Origin of the sequence: Pseudomonas sp. KCJK9016, assembly GCF_046231795.1 — a bacterium.
Taxonomy (GTDB): domain Bacteria; phylum Pseudomonadota; class Gammaproteobacteria; order Pseudomonadales; family Pseudomonadaceae; genus Aquipseudomonas; species Aquipseudomonas bananamidigenes.
This window is the reverse complement of sequence record NZ_JBJJMM010000004.1, coordinates 186,489-202,756: the sequence shown is the minus strand read 5'-3', so window position 1 is coordinate 202,756 and position 16,268 is coordinate 186,489. Positions and strand designations below refer to the sequence as shown.

General features: G+C 60.9%; 14 protein-coding genes. 11 read left to right on the top strand and 3 right to left on the bottom strand.

The features are described 5' to 3' along the window. Positions 1 to 10: 10 nt before the first annotated feature. The 3 genes from ACK6BI_RS05485 to ACK6BI_RS05475 form a co-directional block, all read right to left on the bottom strand. Positions 11 to 3,451 carry a calcium-binding protein gene (locus ACK6BI_RS05485; RefSeq protein ID WP_409316283.1) on the bottom strand — a complete coding sequence of 1,147 codons (3,441 nt, stop codon included), beginning with the start codon at positions 3,449 to 3,451 and terminating at the stop codon, positions 11 to 13. Between the two features lie 139 nt (positions 3,452 to 3,590). Next, the gene (locus ACK6BI_RS05480; protein ID WP_409316282.1) at positions 3,591 to 4,907 is read right to left on the bottom strand and encodes a bifunctional DedA family/phosphatase PAP2 family protein; all 1,317 of its coding nucleotides are present in this window, start codon (positions 4,905 to 4,907) and stop codon (positions 3,591 to 3,593) included. A gap of 54 nt (positions 4,908 to 4,961) precedes the next feature. Beyond that, positions 4,962 to 5,657, bottom strand: a complete 696-nt coding sequence (locus ACK6BI_RS05475; protein WP_409316281.1) for a DNA-3-methyladenine glycosylase — start codon at positions 5,655 to 5,657, stop codon at positions 4,962 to 4,964. A gap of 177 nt (positions 5,658 to 5,834) precedes the next feature. Here ACK6BI_RS05475 and ACK6BI_RS05470 point away from each other — a divergent pair, with 177 nt between their 5' ends. The 11 genes from ACK6BI_RS05470 to lipB all read left to right on the top strand — a co-directional run bounded on the left by ACK6BI_RS05470 (position 5,835) and on the right by lipB (position 16,267). Beyond that, on the top strand, positions 5,835 to 7,106 hold the full coding sequence (locus ACK6BI_RS05470; protein ID WP_409316280.1) for a glutamate-5-semialdehyde dehydrogenase: 1,272 nt from the start codon (positions 5,835 to 5,837) through the stop codon (positions 7,104 to 7,106). Beyond that, positions 7,075 to 7,797, top strand: coding sequence for a nicotinate-nucleotide adenylyltransferase (gene nadD, locus ACK6BI_RS05465; protein ID WP_409316279.1), 723 nt, complete (start codon positions 7,075 to 7,077; stop codon positions 7,795 to 7,797). Before ACK6BI_RS05470 ends, nadD begins: the two co-directional genes overlap by 32 nt. Positions 7,798 to 7,869: 72 nt before the next feature. Continuing rightward, positions 7,870 to 8,364 (top strand): ribosome silencing factor, encoded by a 495-nt coding sequence (gene rsfS / locus ACK6BI_RS05460; RefSeq protein ID WP_409316278.1) that lies wholly within the window; start codon positions 7,870 to 7,872, stop codon positions 8,362 to 8,364. 9 nt (positions 8,365 to 8,373) lie between these two features. Continuing rightward, the gene (gene rlmH / locus ACK6BI_RS05455; protein ID WP_011063671.1) at positions 8,374 to 8,841 is read left to right on the top strand and encodes a 23S rRNA (pseudouridine(1915)-N(3))-methyltransferase RlmH; all 468 of its coding nucleotides are present in this window, start codon (positions 8,374 to 8,376) and stop codon (positions 8,839 to 8,841) included. Positions 8,842 to 8,851: 10 nt separating this feature from the next. Continuing rightward, entirely contained in the window at positions 8,852 to 10,747 is a 1,896-nt protein-coding gene (gene mrdA, locus ACK6BI_RS05450; RefSeq protein ID WP_065259589.1) for a penicillin-binding protein 2, read from the top strand. Between the two features lie 31 nt (positions 10,748 to 10,778). Further along, positions 10,779 to 11,882 (top strand): rod shape-determining protein RodA, encoded by a 1,104-nt coding sequence (gene rodA / locus ACK6BI_RS05445; RefSeq protein ID WP_409316343.1) that lies wholly within the window; start codon positions 10,779 to 10,781, stop codon positions 11,880 to 11,882. 17 nt (positions 11,883 to 11,899) lie between these two features. Beyond that, a complete protein-coding gene (gene mltB, locus ACK6BI_RS05440; RefSeq protein WP_409316277.1) occupies positions 11,900 to 12,910 on the top strand; it encodes a lytic murein transglycosylase B in 1,011 nt (336 codons plus the stop codon). After that, positions 12,910 to 13,920 (top strand): septal ring lytic transglycosylase RlpA family protein, encoded by a 1,011-nt coding sequence (locus tag ACK6BI_RS05435; RefSeq protein WP_409316276.1) that lies wholly within the window; start codon positions 12,910 to 12,912, stop codon positions 13,918 to 13,920. The genes mltB and ACK6BI_RS05435 overlap by 1 nt, the downstream gene beginning before the upstream one ends. Positions 13,921 to 14,102: 182 nt before the next feature. Continuing rightward, a complete protein-coding gene (locus ACK6BI_RS05430; protein ID WP_409316275.1) occupies positions 14,103 to 15,260 on the top strand; it encodes a D-alanyl-D-alanine carboxypeptidase family protein in 1,158 nt (385 codons plus the stop codon). 84 nt (positions 15,261 to 15,344) lie between these two features. Further along, the gene (locus ACK6BI_RS05425) at positions 15,345 to 15,620 is read left to right on the top strand and encodes a DUF493 domain-containing protein (protein WP_007958664.1); all 276 of its coding nucleotides are present in this window, start codon (positions 15,345 to 15,347) and stop codon (positions 15,618 to 15,620) included. After that, the gene (gene lipB, locus ACK6BI_RS05420; protein ID WP_409316274.1) at positions 15,620 to 16,267 is read left to right on the top strand and encodes a lipoyl(octanoyl) transferase LipB; all 648 of its coding nucleotides are present in this window, start codon (positions 15,620 to 15,622) and stop codon (positions 16,265 to 16,267) included. Before ACK6BI_RS05425 ends, lipB begins: the two co-directional genes overlap by 1 nt. Position 16,268 lies beyond the last annotated feature (1 nt).

Below are 16,268 nucleotides of genomic sequence, written 5' to 3'. Positions count from 1 at the left end.
ACGCAACGTGTCACGCCTTGACGATGGTCAGATGCTCGATCGATATGGAACGGGATGGGTCGTTTTCGACCCGCCAGCGATGGGTGGCGACGTTGTAGAAAATCCTTCCGGGAGCGCCATCGTGCAGACGAAGGTTCGACACCGGCAAGTCATGGGTTTCCAGCTCTTCGCGTTGCCGGTGAGCCGCGATATCCAGAATCATCGCCTGAATCGTTGGATAACCCCGGGCGTCGACGGCGCAGAGTCCGATCACTTCAAACAGGACATTGATCCGGTAACGGTTCCCGGATGAAACCACCACCTCGACGGTTTCCAGCGGCAACTGTGGATCGTTGCTGTCCGGCAGTTGGACGTGGATGCTGCCGATCCTGAGCAGATCGTCCTTGATGGAGAGATCGGCGAGGCTGATCCGCTCCTGCAGATGCCGGGTATGAATGAGCCAGGTAGAGGAGCCCGAAACGATGGTGTCCGCCTGCGCGGTAGACAGCCGTAAGGAAATTGCTCTGGCGGGATACAGCTCATAGGTCGCGGATCGCCCCTCCAGCCAGTAGTCGGCATTGTGCTCGCCAGCCTGAAAGTCGACCCGCTGAGGTGTCGCCTTCAGGGTGCACTTCGTGATGTCAGGCCTGAGGAATGTGTAGCGGCCTGCGCGTTCACGCAGCGAAGCCAGGCTTTGAACGACGGTATAGCCGGTCTTCTTTGCATCATCGATGTACGAGTTGCGCGGGAAGTCGAGGTGGTAGGAAACACCGTCGCGCATCACCAGAACGATTGGATGAGTCACCTTCCAGCCTGAGGCCATGATGCCGCCCCCCGTGTCGGTTTTCTTGCCGGGTCTTTCTTTCACGACCCCGTGCAATGACAGCATGTTTGGCGGGTGCGCAAACGTGATTGTGAAGTGGACATTCGTGTAGCCAAGAAAGGTGAATGCATCGGTCTCGGTTTTCGAAACGCTGTAGATGGCCCTGACTTCGTTGATTTCGGTGCTGTCATGTTCGACGTAAATCGTACTGGAGGCGGTCGGTTCGTTTGACGTGGCGATCAGCATCGAATGACGGATCCTGCGGGAAATGAAGTAGGACGAATGTGCGCTTTGCGAAATCCTGCAGGGATAGTCATTGACCGGGACCGGGGAGGTCCTGCTCATCCCGGCTGTCAGGACAGCGACGCTGAGCGTCAGCTCGCCGGTTCCCACGATGTTGGCAGGCCATATCGGTTGCAGGTGGAAACCGTCCTGGGTCATGAACACCCATTTGTCATTGTGCAGTGAGCGTTTGCGGCCAACTGTCCGGTATACCCCTTCGAGCACCAGTTCCCGTCGCGGCGTTCCGGGCGAGTCATCGCGCAGTGATTCGATCACCAGCGCATCATCGCGCAAGTACCAGCGCTGGATGGCTTCAAGCGTCACACCCAGATAGACCGTGCTCGGCTCTGCACCGTCATCGGTGATGGACACGTTGCGACACATCGGGTCGAGAATATAGGTGTCGTTGCCGGGGCCCCCGGCGACGGATCCGTGGAGGCCGCGAACGGAAATCCGGTCATCTCCCGCACCGGCTTCAACGTGGTCGAAACCATTGGCGGAAATGATGTCCGCCTGATCGGAACCCGTCACGCGATTGGCCGCACCGGCGAGTGTCTCGACCTTTTCGATGGACTTGAGCGTCGTGTGCAGCACAGGGGCAAGTGTCGGGTTCGCTGGACGCAACATCAACGTGCCTTTCTTCAGGTCAATGTCATAACCGAGATAGCGCGGCGGGTCGGGAATGTGATCGAGGTGACGGTGTGTGCCTTGTAGCCATAGCAGATCGATACCGTCTCCTCCCGACAGTTCGCCTGGCTTGCCTGGATTGTATGAAAGTGCTTCTGAGGCCGACTGAAAGATAAAGGAGTCATCCTTTTCGCCGCCATGCAGCACTTTTCTGCCGGTGCCATAGTTGAAGAAGTTGGCTTTGTTCAATACGCCTTGCACGACGTCATGGCCACCGCCGAGACTCCAGAACACACCCTTGGCCGGATCATTTTTTACTTTGGAGAGGATGGAATCCGATGCTGGCAGGCCAGCCCTTGCGTCGTAAGCGTCATCAGTGTCAACGATAACCGGCAGGTTTTCGGTCTTGTACGGCGCCTCGCCCTTTTTCCACTGGTAGTAATAGAGGCGAGTGGGTTGCAGCCTGACCTCGAACCGGCCATTGACGATCACGTCGACGCTCTCCTTGAATTCATTGTCTAGCCAGCCGAGGCTGCGGGTCTTCAAGGCTTTGGCATAGTCGGCGGTGGTCCTGGCAATCAGAAAGCGATCCATCAGGGCCTTGTCCTGATCCTGACCGGTGAACGCAAACCAGCCGGCGCGCCAGCGTTCGTTCACGGTCAGTTCGATGTAGTCGTCGATGTCATCGACCGCTCGCACGGCGCCATAGATCTTCGCCCCGACAATCATGATTGCCGCAGCGGCGATGCCCACCGGGCCCGCGGCCTGGAACCCCGCCAGAGCTGCACAGCCGAGAGCCAGTGAAAGTACACCGCTGAATACACTCAGCCCGCCGGTAACATACAGGTCCTGCGCCTCCTTGCCCTGGGCCTTGGCGGCATCGTTGAAGGATTTGATCGCGGTGTAAATATCGAAGGGCAGTGTCAGTACGCTGGCGATCAACCCCGCTCCGCGACACAGCCATTTGCCCATGGAGGTCTTGCCGAACTGTTCGAAGGCCATGGAGCCCTGGCGGATCATTTGCTCGCCGGTCTTGCTCAAGGCGTATTCGACCCCCAGTGAGGTGATTTCCGAAAGACCTCCGCCAACGTTGATCAGCGCCTCGGCCGAGTCACCTTTCTTCAGTGCGTCGATGGCACCGATGTAAGCGCTGTAGAGTCCATACGCCTGCATCCCGGCGCCCATGCTGGCCATCCCGCGGCTTTTGGTCTTATCCACCCAGTCCGGCAGGTGTTCGGGCAACGGGTCTCGACGAATGTCCAGGCGTTGGGTGGCATTGAGCAAATGGTTGATTTTGTTCATCGCGTCGGCGAACTCGCCAGTCGGCAGCTCGCGCAGCAGCGGAGCGGCATCGGGTGAGCGTTGAGTGACTATTTCATACAGAAGAGGCGGGATCTGCCGGCTTTCCGGCGAGGGAATGGCTCTCATGCGCCGTTCGATCTGTGCGCTGTCGAACGCCAGGGTATCGATGAAGGACTGGTCAGGTTCGGAAAAATAGGTGTTGATCGGCGAAATGACCTGCCCATCGATTCGGCCACCCAAGGCTTGAAGGGTCTGGCGATCGACACTGAATTCGCCGATGCGCAAGGGACCGAACAGGGCATCCAGGTCTGCAAGCCCCGGTGTTTGACCCGAGGCCAGAAGCGGTGGCTCTGGCGGGATGTTCAGGTCGGATATCTTGATCGGCGCTGACGTCCTGTCAGTCCGGGAAGGGGTATTCAGTCGATTTGTCGAAGTCATTGCTCTTTTCACAAGTCCGTTTGTGGTTTATCTGCCGGAATGTTGCACGGGGCACGGACTTGTTCATGAGCATTTGCTTTGCCAAATGTTTGAGGACGCTCACCGGCGCGGAGTGCGCCGATGAGCGTTGAATGCGGGCTCAGTAGGCATATCGCAACAAGGTGTGTGGCAAATGCCGCAATACGAAGAACCCGAACAGGGCGACCAGTGCAGGCAGCACCAGCCACCAGACTTTCTGCGGCATCGCTTCGAGGGGGGAGCTGCGCTGAATCAGCCACAGGCTTGCTGCGCAGACGCAGGCCGCGAGCATGGCGCCGGCCAGGACATCCGTCGGCCAGTGGGCACCCAGATACACCCGCGACAGCGCGATTGCCAGCGCCGGCATGCAGCCGATCAACAGCCAGGTCAGGCGCAGTCTTGGCGGTTGCCCGCGCCCTGCCAGCACCGCGAGCGTCAGGAACAGCGCAAACGATCCGGACGCATGACCGCTGGGCATGCTGTAGCTGGTGATCGGATCGGTCAGCACTTCCGGGCGTACCCGGGCGAAAAACAGTTTTGTGCCGGTGTTGGCCAGTGCGGTAACGAGCAGCGTGCCGCCGGCGAAGATCGCCTGGCGCCACTGGCGGCACAGCAGCAACAGGCCGGTCAGCAAAATGCTGAACACCAGCATGTTGCGGAATTCGCCGATCAGGGTGAAGACCACCGCGACCTCGTCGAGCGCTGCACTGCGGTGCTCCTGCACAAGCGTCATGACACCTTGATCGAGTGCCGTCAGATAGGGATAACCGATGAACAGCGCGATCAGAATCAACAGGCTCATGCTGCTGATCCAGATGGTCGCCCGGCGGTGACGGCGCAGGCTGCTGTTGGCGCTCAGGCCGACCATCACCGCAATGCTGGCGGCGACGATCCCCGCCTGCAGCCAGAAACCTTCCGGCAGCGGCAGACGAATCGCCGCCCCGGTGGCCCAGCCCGGCAGCAGGTAGGCGATGCTCCAGCCGGCGGCTGCCAGCAGACTGACGGCCGCGAAGCGCGGGAAGGGCATGTCGCACATCCCGGCGACCATCGGCAGCATCGGTCGCAGCGGGCCGATGAACCGTCCGACCAGCAGGCTAGCGATGCCATAGCGCTGGAAGTAGGCTTCAGCGCCGGCCATCCATTCCGGGTGATGGCGCAGGCCCGGCAGGCGCCGGATGTTCTGGTGGAAGTGGCGACCCAGGAAATACGAAATCACATCCCCGAGAATCCCGCCGAGAAACCCCAGCAACAGGGTTTCGCTCAATGACAGCGCACCGCTGCCCGCCATGACCGCCACGGCGAACAACAACACCGTACCGGGCACGATCAATCCGGCAATCGCCAGGCATTCCACGAACGCCACAATGAGCACGGCGGCGGCGAGCCACTGCGGGTTGGCAGCCAGCCACCCGGTCACGCTATCGAGCCATGGGCCCATATACAACACTCCATTTCATTGATGTCCCTGGCCGGCGTACCGCAGAGAGGACGCTCACAGCAGAAAATAATCGCGACCTTCGACCTGACCCCGGCGTAGCGGGTTCCGGGTGCACCACTGGGCGTAGGACGCGTCGACGAAGCGATACATCAAATGCTCGTCACGCCCATGGGGAATGCCCAGGCGGGTGGTCTGGATGATGTGGCCCGGCGCGGGGCCGGTGTTTTCCACCAGCAGTATTTCGTGGTCGAAACGCTTGGCGTCCCACACCGGCACCTTCAGTCCAAGTGCCTTGCACAACAGGGTCTGCCCGGCACAGAGCTTTTGCGACGGTCGCGGGCGACCCTGAGCGTCGGGGTTGTTCAGCAGCATCTGTGCGAGGCTGGCCGGGCCGCTGACTTCATCGACCCACGGATAGGCCGATTTGATCAGTACCGCGTTGCCGGGACCCTGGGCGCTGAAGTTCAGCGAGTCGCCGCCACGGGCGTAGTACATATAGATGTGGCCGCCATCCAGAAACAAAGCCTTACGCTTTTCCGTGTAGCCGAGGGAGGCATGGCTGCCTTTTTCCTCGCAGTAATACGCTTCGGTTTCAATGATTCGGGCGCTGAGCCACAGGTCACCAACCCGGTGACGGATGACCTTGCCCAGCAGATCCTGGGCCAGCAGCTGCGCATCGCGGTCGAAAAACGCGTCCGGAAGGCCCAGCGGCAGGCGCCCGGCGCGGGTGCGAACGGTCAGGTTGGACATGGCAAACGGTGTTTATCCAGACAAAAGAGGTCGTGATGATAGCAATCCGAGCCTTAATTTCGGCTGAACATCGGCAAATCGCCGTCCATTTCGACCATCCGCCCGTCACCGCTGTTAGTCCCGGGGCACGACAGCTATAATCTGCCGCTTTCCTCTTTGCCAAGACCCCAGCAGACCATGACTGAGTCCGTTCTTGACTACATGACCCGATTGGGTCGCGCCGCCCGCGAAGCTTCCCGGGTCATCGGCCGTGCCAGTACCGCGCAGAAAAACCGCGCACTGCTGGCTGCCGCCAATGCTCTGGACGCCGCCCGCACCGAGCTTGCGGCAGCCAATGAACAGGATCTGGCCGCCGGTCGCGCCAACGGTCTGGAGCCGGCACTGCTGGAGCGTCTGGAACTGACCCCGGCCCGCATCGACGGCATGATCGTCGGTCTGCGCCAGGTGGCGGCCCTGGCGGACCCGGTCGGTGCGATCCGCGACATGAGCTTCCGTCCGTCGGGGATCCAGGTCGGCAAGATGCGCGTGCCGCTGGGCGTGATCGGGATCATCTACGAATCCCGTCCGAACGTGACCATCGACGCCGCCAGCCTGTGCCTGAAGTCCGGCAACGCAACCATCCTGCGCGGCGGTTCCGAGGCGATTCATTCCAACCGTGCCATTGCCGCCTGCATCCAGCGCGGTCTGGCCGAAGCCGAACTGCCGGCCGCCGTGGTGCAAGTGGTGGAAACCACCGACCGCGCCGCCGTTGGCGCCCTGATCACCATGCCCGAGTACGTCGATGTGATCGTGCCACGCGGCGGCCGTGGCCTGATCGAACGCATCAGCCGCGACGCCCGGGTGCCGGTGATCAAGCACCTGGACGGCATCTGCCACGTTTATGTCGGCGAACACGCCGACCTGTCGAAAGCCCAGCGTATTGCCTTCAATGCCAAGACCTATCGTTATGGCATCTGCGGTGCGATGGAGACCTTGCTGGTCGATCAAAGTGTTGCGAAGGATTTCCTGCCATCAATGGCAAAACAGTTCCGCGAAAAAGGCGTCGAGCTGCGTGGTTGCGAGCGCACCCGGGCGATCATCGAGGCTGTAGCGGCGACCGAAGAGGACTGGAACACCGAGTACCTGGCGCCGATTCTGTCGATCCGCGTGGTCGATGGCCTGGATCAGGCCATCGAACATATCAACCGTTACGGCTCCCACCACACCGATTCGATTGTCAGCGAAAACCTTGCAGACACCCGGCAGTTCGTGGCTGAAGTCGACTCGGCGTCGGTGATGATCAACACCCCGACCTGTTTCGCCGACGGATTCGAATACGGATTGGGTGCCGAGATCGGCATTTCTACTGATAAGCTGCACGCCCGTGGCCCGGTGGGTCTCGAAGGACTGACCTGCGAGAAGTACGTCGTGGTCGGTGATGGCCAGTTGCGCGGCCAGGCGACGGTCTGACTTGTCCGACCTCGACCCGAAAGTGCCGAAGTCCGGCAGAAAGTCCCGTCCCCGGCGTATTGGCGTATTGGGCGGAACCTTCGATCCGGTACATGTCGGCCATTTGCGTGGCGCGCTGGAAGTCGCCGAAGCGCTGGGGCTCGATGAGCTGCGCATGATGCCCAGCGCCCGCCCGCCGCACCGCGATACCCCGCAGGTATCGGCGCAGGATCGGCTGGCAATGGTTGAATGCGCGGTGGCCGGAGTGCCGCCGCTGGTGGTGGACGCCCGCGAGCTTCAGCGGGACAAACCGTCCTGGACCATCGACACCCTGGAGTCGCTGCGTGCCGAAATGGCCGCAGGGACCCAGGTTTTTCTGCTTTTGGGCTGGGACGCATTTTGCGGCCTGCCCACCTGGCATCGCTGGGAGGAGTTGCTCCAGCATTGCCACATCCTGGTGCTACAGCGCCCGGACGCCGACAGCGAACCGCCGGATGCCTTGCGCAACCTGCTGGCAGCGCGTTCGGTGAGCGACCCGCTGGCCCTGAAAGGGCCGGGCGGACAGATTGCATTCGTCTGGCAGACACCGCTCGCGGTCTCCGCCACCCAGATCCGTCAACTGCTGGCCAGCGGTAAGTCGGTACGTTTCCTGGTGCCCGACGCGGTCCTGGCCTACATCGATGCGCACGGTCTCTATCGTGCGTCGAACTGAACAAGGCGTGCTTCACTGATACGGGTCAACGTATCGCCAAGCCGCCGAATACATGAGCAAAACGAGTTTTATATGACTGACAAAGATGTAAGCAAAGTTAAGCGCAAAGGTACTTTCAAGAGCGCTCCGTTGCCGGAAGTGGCCAACACCCAGGAGCCGCTGAAAGGCGACGAACTGGTCAAGGTGGCCGTGGCAGCCCTGGAAGACGTCAAGGCCCAGGACATCCAGATCATCGATGTGCGCGACAAGCAGAGCATCACCGACTACATGATCATCGCCACCGGTACGTCCAACCGCCAGATCAACGCGATGCTGGAAAAGGTTCGCGAAGAGGTCAAGAAGAACGGCGCTCGTCCGTTGGGCGAAGAGGGCAAGGGTGACAGCGACTGGGTATTGCTGGACCTGGATCTGGTGATCGTGCACATGATGACCGCCTCGGCCCGTCAGTTCTACGACCTGGAGCGCCTGTGGGCCGGTGCCGAGCAAAGCCGTGCGAGTGATGGCAAGCACCACAGTCCGGAAAACACCCACGAGCATTTCGCCAAGCTCAACAAAGACCAGCTGTAAGGGATCGCTGTGCGCCTGCGACTGATCGCCGTCGGTTCACGCATGCCCAAGTGGGTGGAAGAAGGCTGGCATGAATATGCCAAGCGTCTTCCGTCCGAGCTGGCGCTGGAACTGGTGGAAATTCCGCTCAATACCCGTGGCAAGAATGCCGACGTGGCGCGCTTCATCCGTCAGGAAGGTGAAGCCATGCTGGCCAAGGTCGGGCACAACGAACGGATCGTCACCCTCGAAGTGCACGGCAAGCCCTGGAGCACCGAGCAACTGGCGGTTGAACTCGACCGTTGGCGGCTGGACTCGCGCACGGTCAATTTCATGGTCGGCGGCCCGGAAGGGCTGGCGCCTGAAGTCTGTGCCCGCGCTGACCAGCGCTGGTCGTTGTCGCCGTTGACGCTGCCGCACCCGTTGGTGCGCATCCTCATCGGCGAACAGTTGTATCGTGCCTGGACCGTGCTGTCCGGCCACCCTTACCACAAGTAATCCTGCCCTCATGTCCCAGCCGATCCGCATCAAGGACCACGAAAAAGACGCACGCCTGGTGCGTAGTCGCGTCGTGTTCGGGGCCATTGCGATCGTTGCACTGATCGGTGTGCTGATTGCCCGGCTGTATTTCCTGCAGGTCATCCAGTACGAGTACCACTCGACGCTTTCGGAAAACAACCGCGTCCATGTCCAGCCGATTCCACCGACCCGCGGCCTGATCTATGACCGCAACGGCGTCGTGGTGGCAGACAACCGTCCGAGCTTCAGCCTGAGCATGACCCGGGAACGTTCCGGCGACTGGCAGCAGGTCCTCGACGTGATCGTCGAAGTGTTGCAGTTGACGCCGGAAGACCGGGTGATCTTCGAAAAACGCATGCGTCAGGGGCGTCGGCCGTTCGAACCGGTGCCGATCCTGTTCGAACTGACCGAAGAGCAGATCGCCCGCATCGCGGTGAACCAGTTCCGTCTGCCGGGTGTGGAAGTGGTCGCGCAGCTGGTTCGTCACTATCCGCAGGGCGCGCACTTTGCGCACTCGGTGGGTTACATGGGGCGAATCAACGAGAAAGAGCTGAAGACCCTCGACCCCGTCAACTACAGTGGCACCCACCATATCGGCAAGACCGGTATCGAGCGTTTCTACGAAGCGGAACTGCACGGCCAGGTGGGTTACGAAGAAGTCGAAACCAACGCCCGGGGGCGTGTGCTGCGGGTACTCAAACGGACCGACCCGGTGCCGGGCAAGGACATTGTCCTGAGTCTCGACATCAAGCTGCAGGAAGCTGCCGAAGCCGCTCTGGGCGGGCGACGCGGCGCAGTAGTTGCGCTGGACCCGAGTACCGGCGAAGTGTTGGCGATGGTCAGCCAGCCGAGCTTCGACCCGAACCTGTTCGTTACCGGTATCAGCTTCAAGGCTTACGCCGAGCTGCGCGATTCCATCGACCGGCCACTGTTCAACCGTGTCCTGCGTGGTCTTTACCCACCGGGTTCGACGATCAAACCGGCGGTGGCGATTGCCGGCCTGGACGCGGGCGTGGTGACGGCGTCGAGCCGGGTATTCGACCCGGGTTATTACATGCTCCCCAACTACGATCACAAGTACCGCAACTGGAACCGTACCGGTGACGGCTTCGTCGATCTCGACACGGCGATCATGCGCTCCAACGACACCTACTTTTATGACCTTGCCCACAAGCTCGGCATCGACCGGTTGTCGTCGTACATGAACAAGTTCGGTATCGGCCAGAAGGTCTCGCTGGACATGTTCGAAGAGTCTCCGGGCCTGATGCCGTCCCGCGAGTGGAAACGCGCCACCCGCAAGCAGGCGTGGTTCCCGGGCGAGACCCTGATCCTCGGGATCGGCCAGGGCTACATGCAATCGACGCCGCTGCAACTGGCCCAGGCTACCGCGCTGGTGGCCAACAAGGGCGTGTGGAACCGTCCGCACCTGGCCAAGACCATCGAGGGCGAAAAGCCCAAGGACGAAAACCCGATGCCGGACATCGTCCTGCGCGACCCGTCGGACTGGAACAAGGTCAACCATGGCATGCAGCAGGTGATGCACGGCGCCCGTGGTACGGCACGCAAGGCATCGATCGGCGCGCAATACCGGATCGCCGGCAAGTCGGGTACGGCCCAGGTGGTCGCGATCAAGCAGGGCGAGAAGTACGATCGCTCCAAGGTTCAGGAACGCCACCGCGACCACGCCCTGTTCGTCGGTTTTGCCCCGGCCGACAACCCGAAAATCGTGGTGTCGGTGATGGTCGAGAACGGTGAGTCCGGTTCCGGCGTCGCCGCGCCCGTGGTGCGTCAGGTGATGGACGCCTGGCTGCTGGATCAGGACGGACGCTTGAAGGCCGAATACGCCAGCCCAATCAGTGCGGAGGCTACGGCCCGTGAAGAATAATTTCGATCGCATGCTCTCCAGCGAGGATGTGATGCGTCGCCGCGCGACGCTGTTGCAACGTCTGCATATCGACGGTCCTTTGCTGGTCCTGCTGCTGATTCTCGCCGCCGGCAGTCTGTTCGTGCTCTATTCGGCCAGTGGCAAGAGCTGGGACTTGCTGGCCAAGCAGGCCACTTCGTTCGGTATCGGTCTGGTATCGATGATCGTCATCGCCCAGTTCGAGCCACGCTTCATGGCCCGTTGGGTGCCGCTCGGCTATGTGATCGGGGTGGTACTGCTGATGGTGGTGGACATCATGGGCCACAACGCCATGGGCGCGACCCGCTGGATCAACATTCCAGGGGTGATCCGCTTCCAGCCATCGGAATTCATGAAGATCCTGATGCCGGCGACCATCGCCTGGTATCTGTCCAAGCGCACGTTGCCGCCGCAGCTCAAGCATGTCGGGATCAGCCTGATGTTGATCGGCGTGCCGTTCATTCTGATCGTGCGTCAGCCGGACCTGGGTACGTCGCTGCTGATTCTGGCCGGCGGCGCGTTCGTGCTGTTCATGGGCGGGCTGCGCTGGCGCTGGATCCTCAGCGTGCTGGCGGCTGCCATACCCGTGGCGATCGCCATGTGGTTCTTCATCATGCACGACTACCAAAAACAACGGATCCTGACCTTCCTCGACCCGGAAAGCGATCCATTGGGCACCGGCTGGAACATCATTCAGTCGAAGGCCGCCATCGGTTCCGGCGGCGTGTTCGGCAAGGGCTGGCTGCTGGGCACCCAGTCGCACCTGGACTTCCTGCCGGAAAGCCACACCGACTTCATCATCGCGGTGCTGGGCGAAGAGTTCGGCCTGGTGGGCATCTGTGCGCTGCTGCTGATCTATCTGTTGCTGATCGGTCGCGGCCTGGTGATTACCGCCCAGGCGCAGACGCTGTTCGGCAAACTGTTGGCCGGCGCCTTGACCATGACCTTTTTTGTTTATGTTTTCGTCAATATCGGTATGGTCAGCGGTCTGTTGCCGGTGGTGGGGGTGCCGTTGCCGTTCATTAGCTACGGAGGAACTTCGCTGGTGACGCTGCTGTCAGCGTTTGGGGTTTTGATGTCGATCCATACCCATCGCAAGTGGATCGCACAGGTTTGAATAAGGTGAAGAGTTCAATGCAAGTAATGCGTGACTGGGCGACACGATACGCACCGTGGCTCGGCCTGGTAGGCATCCTTGGCAGCGCGCAGGAAACGCTGGCCGGCGATTACGAAGGCTCGCCCCAGGTGGCCGAATTCGTCGGTGAAATGACCCGCGATTACGGTTTCGCCGGCGAGCAACTGATGGCGGTGTTTCGCGAGGCGCAGCGCAAGCAGGCGATTCTCGATGCCATTTCCAAACCCGCCGAGCGGGTCAAGCAGTGGAAAGAATACCGGCCGATGTTCATTACCGACGCGCGGATTGCCCGCGGTGTGGACTTCTGGCGTCAACACGAAGCGGTATTGGCCCGCGCCGAGCAGGAATACGGCGTTCCGGCCCAGGTGATCGTGTCGATCATCGGCGTTGAAACCTTTTTCGGACGTAATACCGGCAATTACCGGGTGATCGATGCGTTGTCCACGCTGGGATTCGACTATCCTCCCCGTGCCGAATTCTTCCGCAAGGAGCTGCGTGAGTTTCTGCTGCTGGCCCGCGAAGAGCAGGTCGACCCGTTGACCCTCAAGGGCTCCTACGCCGGGGCGATGGGCCTGCCGCAATTCATGCCGAGCAGCTTCCGCGCCTACGCGGTGGATTTCGACGGTGACGGGCACATCAATATCTGGAACAACCCGGATGATGCGATCGGCAGCGTCGCCAGCTACTTCAAGCGTCACGGCTGGGTGGCCGGCGAGCCGGTGGTCAGTCGTGCCGATGTGCGCGGCGAACAGGTGGATGAAGGCCTGACCGCCGGCATCGAACCGACGAAAACCGTCGGAGAGTTGCGAGCGCTGGGCTGGTCAAGTCATGATGCGCTGCGCGATGATATGCCGGTTACTGCATTTCGCCTGGAAGGCGACAACGGTCCGGAATACTGGATGGGCCTGAAGAATTTCTACGCGATCACGCGTTATAACCGCAGCGTGATGTACGCGATGGCCGTACATCAACTGTCTGAAGAGCTGGTAAAAGCACGGGGCGTCAAGTAATGCAGGCATGGCCTATCAACAAACCCCTGAAGCTGGTGGCATACGCCGCGCTGGCGATCATGGTCGCCAGTTGCTCGACCAGTCGTGCGCCCACCCAGAAATACGCCTCCAACACCGTTCGTGCCCAGCCCGGTCTGGACATCAACCGGGCCCACAAGGACGGCGCGCCATGGTGGGACGTCGATGTGTCGCGTATCCCGGATGCCACGCCGACCCTGCACACCGGTCCGTACAAGGCCAACCCGTATACGGTGCTGGGCAAGACCTACTTCCCGTTGCAGGAATCCAAGACCTACGTCGCCTCGGGCACGGCGTCCTGGTATGGCACCAAGTTCCATGGGCAGAACACCGCCAACGGCGAAGTCTATGACCTGTACGGCATGAGTGCCGCCCACAAGACCTTGCCACTGCCCAGTTACGTTCGTGTGACCAACCTGGACAACAACAAGAGCGTGATCCTGCGGGTCAACGATCGTGGGCCGTTCTATTCGGACCGGATCATCGACCTGTCCTATGCAGCCGCGAAGAAACTCGGCTATGCCGAAATCGGCACCGCGCGCGTCAAGGTCGAAGGTATCGACCCGCAACAATGGTGGGCCGCCCGGGGCCGTCCGGCGCCTTTGATGCTCAACGAGCCGCAAGTCGCGCAGAATAGCGCACCGGTGATCACGGCTTCGGCCGGCACCATCGAGCAGTGGACACCACCGCCGCAACAACATGCCTCTGACACTGTACCTGTACAGATCAGCGCAAAAAAAAACGCTTCTGCGCCAGCATCTGGCCAGTATCTGCAGGTGGGCGCGTTCGCCAACCCGGACGCTGCAGAACTCCTGAGGTCGAAGCTCAGCGGGATGGTGAGCGCTCCGGTGTTCATCAGCTCGATCGTGCGCAATCAGCAGACCCTGCACCGGGTACGCCTGGGACCGATCGGTTCGCCGGGTGAAATCGCCCAGGTGCAGAACAGCGTGCGTCTGGCCAATCTTGGTTCGCCAAGTGTGGTCACCGAGTAAACGTAGGACTTGATTGACGGTTCACCAGCGATTGGGGGGTGGACCAGGTTGTTGGCTCGTCGAAGAACAAAAGCCCGGCAAAGGGTGACTGGAGTGAGCAACTGAACCCGCGATGACTCGTTAGAAAGTCATCTGATTAGTTTTGCCTTCGGGCAGTTTCCATTAGCGATTTCGAGAGACGGATGAACATCACCACCTTTGCCAAACGCCTGTGCCTGCTAGTCCCGCTGCTCCTCTCGCCAGCCGCCTTCGCGGCCGAGATGATGCCGTCGCCACCTCAACTGGCTGCAAAAGCCTATGTGCTCATGGACGCCAGCAGCGGCAACGTGCTGGTGGAGAACAACGGTGACCAGCGTCTGCCGCCGGCCAGCCTGACCAAACTGATGACCGCGTACATCGCCACGCTGGAAATCCGTCGCGGCCAGATCGGTGAAAACGATCCGGTGACCGTCAGCGAAAACGCCTGGCGCACCGGCGGTTCGCGGATGTTCATCAAGGTCGGCTCGCAAGTGACCGTCAGCGACCTGCTGCACGGCATCATCATCCAGTCCGGCAACGACGCCAGCGTCGCGGTGGCCGAGCACATCGCCGGCAGCGAAGACGCCTTCGCCGACCTGATGAACAAGACGGTCGCCGATCTGGGCATGACCAATACCCACTTCATGAACCCGACCGGTCTGCCAAACCCCGAGCACTACTCGTCGGCGCACGACATGGCGATCCTGGCGCGCGCGATCATTCACGAAGACCCGGCTCACTACGCGATCTACTCGCAGAAAGAGTTCTTCTGGAACGGCATCAAGCAGCCTAACCGCAACCTGCTGCTGTGGCGCGACAAGACCGTCGACGGTCTGAAAACCGGTCACACCGACGAAGCCGGCTACTGCATGGTGTCTTCGGCCGTACGTGATGGCATGCGTTTGATCGCTGTGGTGTTCGGCACCAACAGCGAAGTGGCCCGTGCTGCCGAAACCCAGAAACTGCTGACCTACGGTTTCCGTTTCTTCGAAACCCAGACCTTCTATCAGAAGGGCACCGAACTGGCTCAGGCCCCGGTGTGGAAAGGCACCACCAGCCAGGTCAAGGCTGGCCTGGCTGAAGACCTGACCATGACCCTGCCGAAAGGCCAGCTGAAGAAGCTCGCTGCCAGCATGACCATGAACCCGCAACTGACCGCACCAATCGCCAAGGGCGACGTGATCGGTAAAGTCGAAGTGAAACTGGACGACAAGGTGGTGCACAGCGCCAATCTGATCGCCCTCGACGCTGTCGAGGAGGGTGGTATCTTCCGCCGCATGTGGGATAGCATCCGTCTATTCTTCTACGGCTTGTTCAACTGATACGAGTTGACCTGCAGGGCCCCGTTCCCCTCCGGAGCGGGGCCTTGTTCGTTACCGGGCTTACGCTTGAGAGGCCGTTACGCCATGACCGATACCGAAGTAAAGGCGCCAAAGATCGAATTTCCGCAGGTTGATTATCCAGTCAAGGTGATCAGCGACACGGGCGTCGGCAACAAAGACAAGATCATCGACATCGTCAAGAAGCACGCAAAGATCAACGATGAGCGTGTGGACGAGCGTCAAAGCAGCAACGGCAAGTACACCACCATCCAGTTGCACATCGTCGCGACCGACCAGGATCAGCTGTACAACATCAACAGCGAACTGCGGGCGACCGGCTTCGTACACATGGTGTTGTGATGCCGGGCACGCTGGGCTTTCGCGAACTTGGCCAGTTGGCTTACGAGCCGGTCTGGCATGCCATGCAACGCTTTACCAACGAGCGCGGCGGTGATGCCGCCGACGAAATCTGGCTCGTCGAACACCCGCCGGTATTCACCCAGGGCCAGGCTGGCAAGGCCGAACATCTGTTGCTGCCGGGAGATATCCCGGTGGTTCAGGTCGACCGCGGCGGGCAGGTGACTTACCATGGTCCGGGCCAACTGGTGGCTTATCTGCTGCTGGATGTGCGCCGACTGGGTTTCGGCGTGCGGGATCTGGTCAGCCGCATGGAGCGGTGCCTGATCGAACTGTTGGCCAGCTACGGCGTCACCGCCGTGGCCAAGCCTGATGCTCCCGGCGTCTATGTCGATGGAGCGAAAATCGCTTCTCTGGGTTTGCGGATTCGCCACGGTTGTTCCTTTCATGGCCTGGCCCTGAACGTGGATATGAACCTGGAACCGTTTCGACGGATTAATCCCTGCGGCTATGCCGGGCTGGCGATGACCCAGCTGAGCGATCACGCAGGATCGATTGAATTTGCCGAGGTAAGTGCCCGGCTGCGCGCGCAGCTCGTCAAACACCTCGACTATGCTGAGCAGACGACCCTGACGGGCGGAATCGACTGAT

Excerpts from the sequence above, each read along its gene's own strand:
- ACK6BI_RS05430 (WP_409316275.1), top strand. The coding sequence starts at position 14,103 with ATGAACATCACCACCTTTGCCAAACGCCTGTGCCTGCTAGTCCCGCTG.
- ACK6BI_RS05435 (WP_409316276.1), top strand. The coding sequence starts at position 12,910 with ATGCAGGCATGGCCTATCAACAAACCCCTGAAGCTGGTGGCATACGCC.
- mltB (WP_409316277.1), top strand. The coding sequence starts at position 11,900 with ATGCAAGTAATGCGTGACTGGGCGACACGATACGCACCGTGGCTCGGC.
- rsfS (WP_409316278.1), top strand. The coding sequence starts at position 7,870 with ATGACTGACAAAGATGTAAGCAAAGTTAAGCGCAAAGGTACTTTCAAG.
- nadD (WP_409316279.1), top strand. The coding sequence starts at position 7,075 with ATGGCCAGTTGCGCGGCCAGGCGACGGTCTGACTTGTCCGACCTCGAC.
- mrdA (WP_065259589.1), top strand. The coding sequence starts at position 8,852 with ATGTCCCAGCCGATCCGCATCAAGGACCACGAAAAAGACGCACGCCTG.
- ACK6BI_RS05480 (WP_409316282.1), bottom strand. The coding sequence starts at position 4,907 with ATGGGCCCATGGCTCGATAGCGTGACCGGGTGGCTGGCTGCCAACCCG.
- rodA (WP_409316343.1), top strand. The coding sequence starts at position 10,779 with ATGCGTCGCCGCGCGACGCTGTTGCAACGTCTGCATATCGACGGTCCT.
- lipB (WP_409316274.1), top strand. The coding sequence starts at position 15,620 with ATGCCGGGCACGCTGGGCTTTCGCGAACTTGGCCAGTTGGCTTACGAG.
- ACK6BI_RS05475 (WP_409316281.1), bottom strand. The coding sequence starts at position 5,657 with ATGTCCAACCTGACCGTTCGCACCCGCGCCGGGCGCCTGCCGCTGGGC.
- ACK6BI_RS05425 (WP_007958664.1), top strand. The coding sequence starts at position 15,345 with ATGACCGATACCGAAGTAAAGGCGCCAAAGATCGAATTTCCGCAGGTT.
- ACK6BI_RS05470 (WP_409316280.1), top strand. The coding sequence starts at position 5,835 with ATGACTGAGTCCGTTCTTGACTACATGACCCGATTGGGTCGCGCCGCC.
- ACK6BI_RS05485 (WP_409316283.1), bottom strand. The coding sequence starts at position 3,451 with ATGACTTCGACAAATCGACTGAATACCCCTTCCCGGACTGACAGGACG.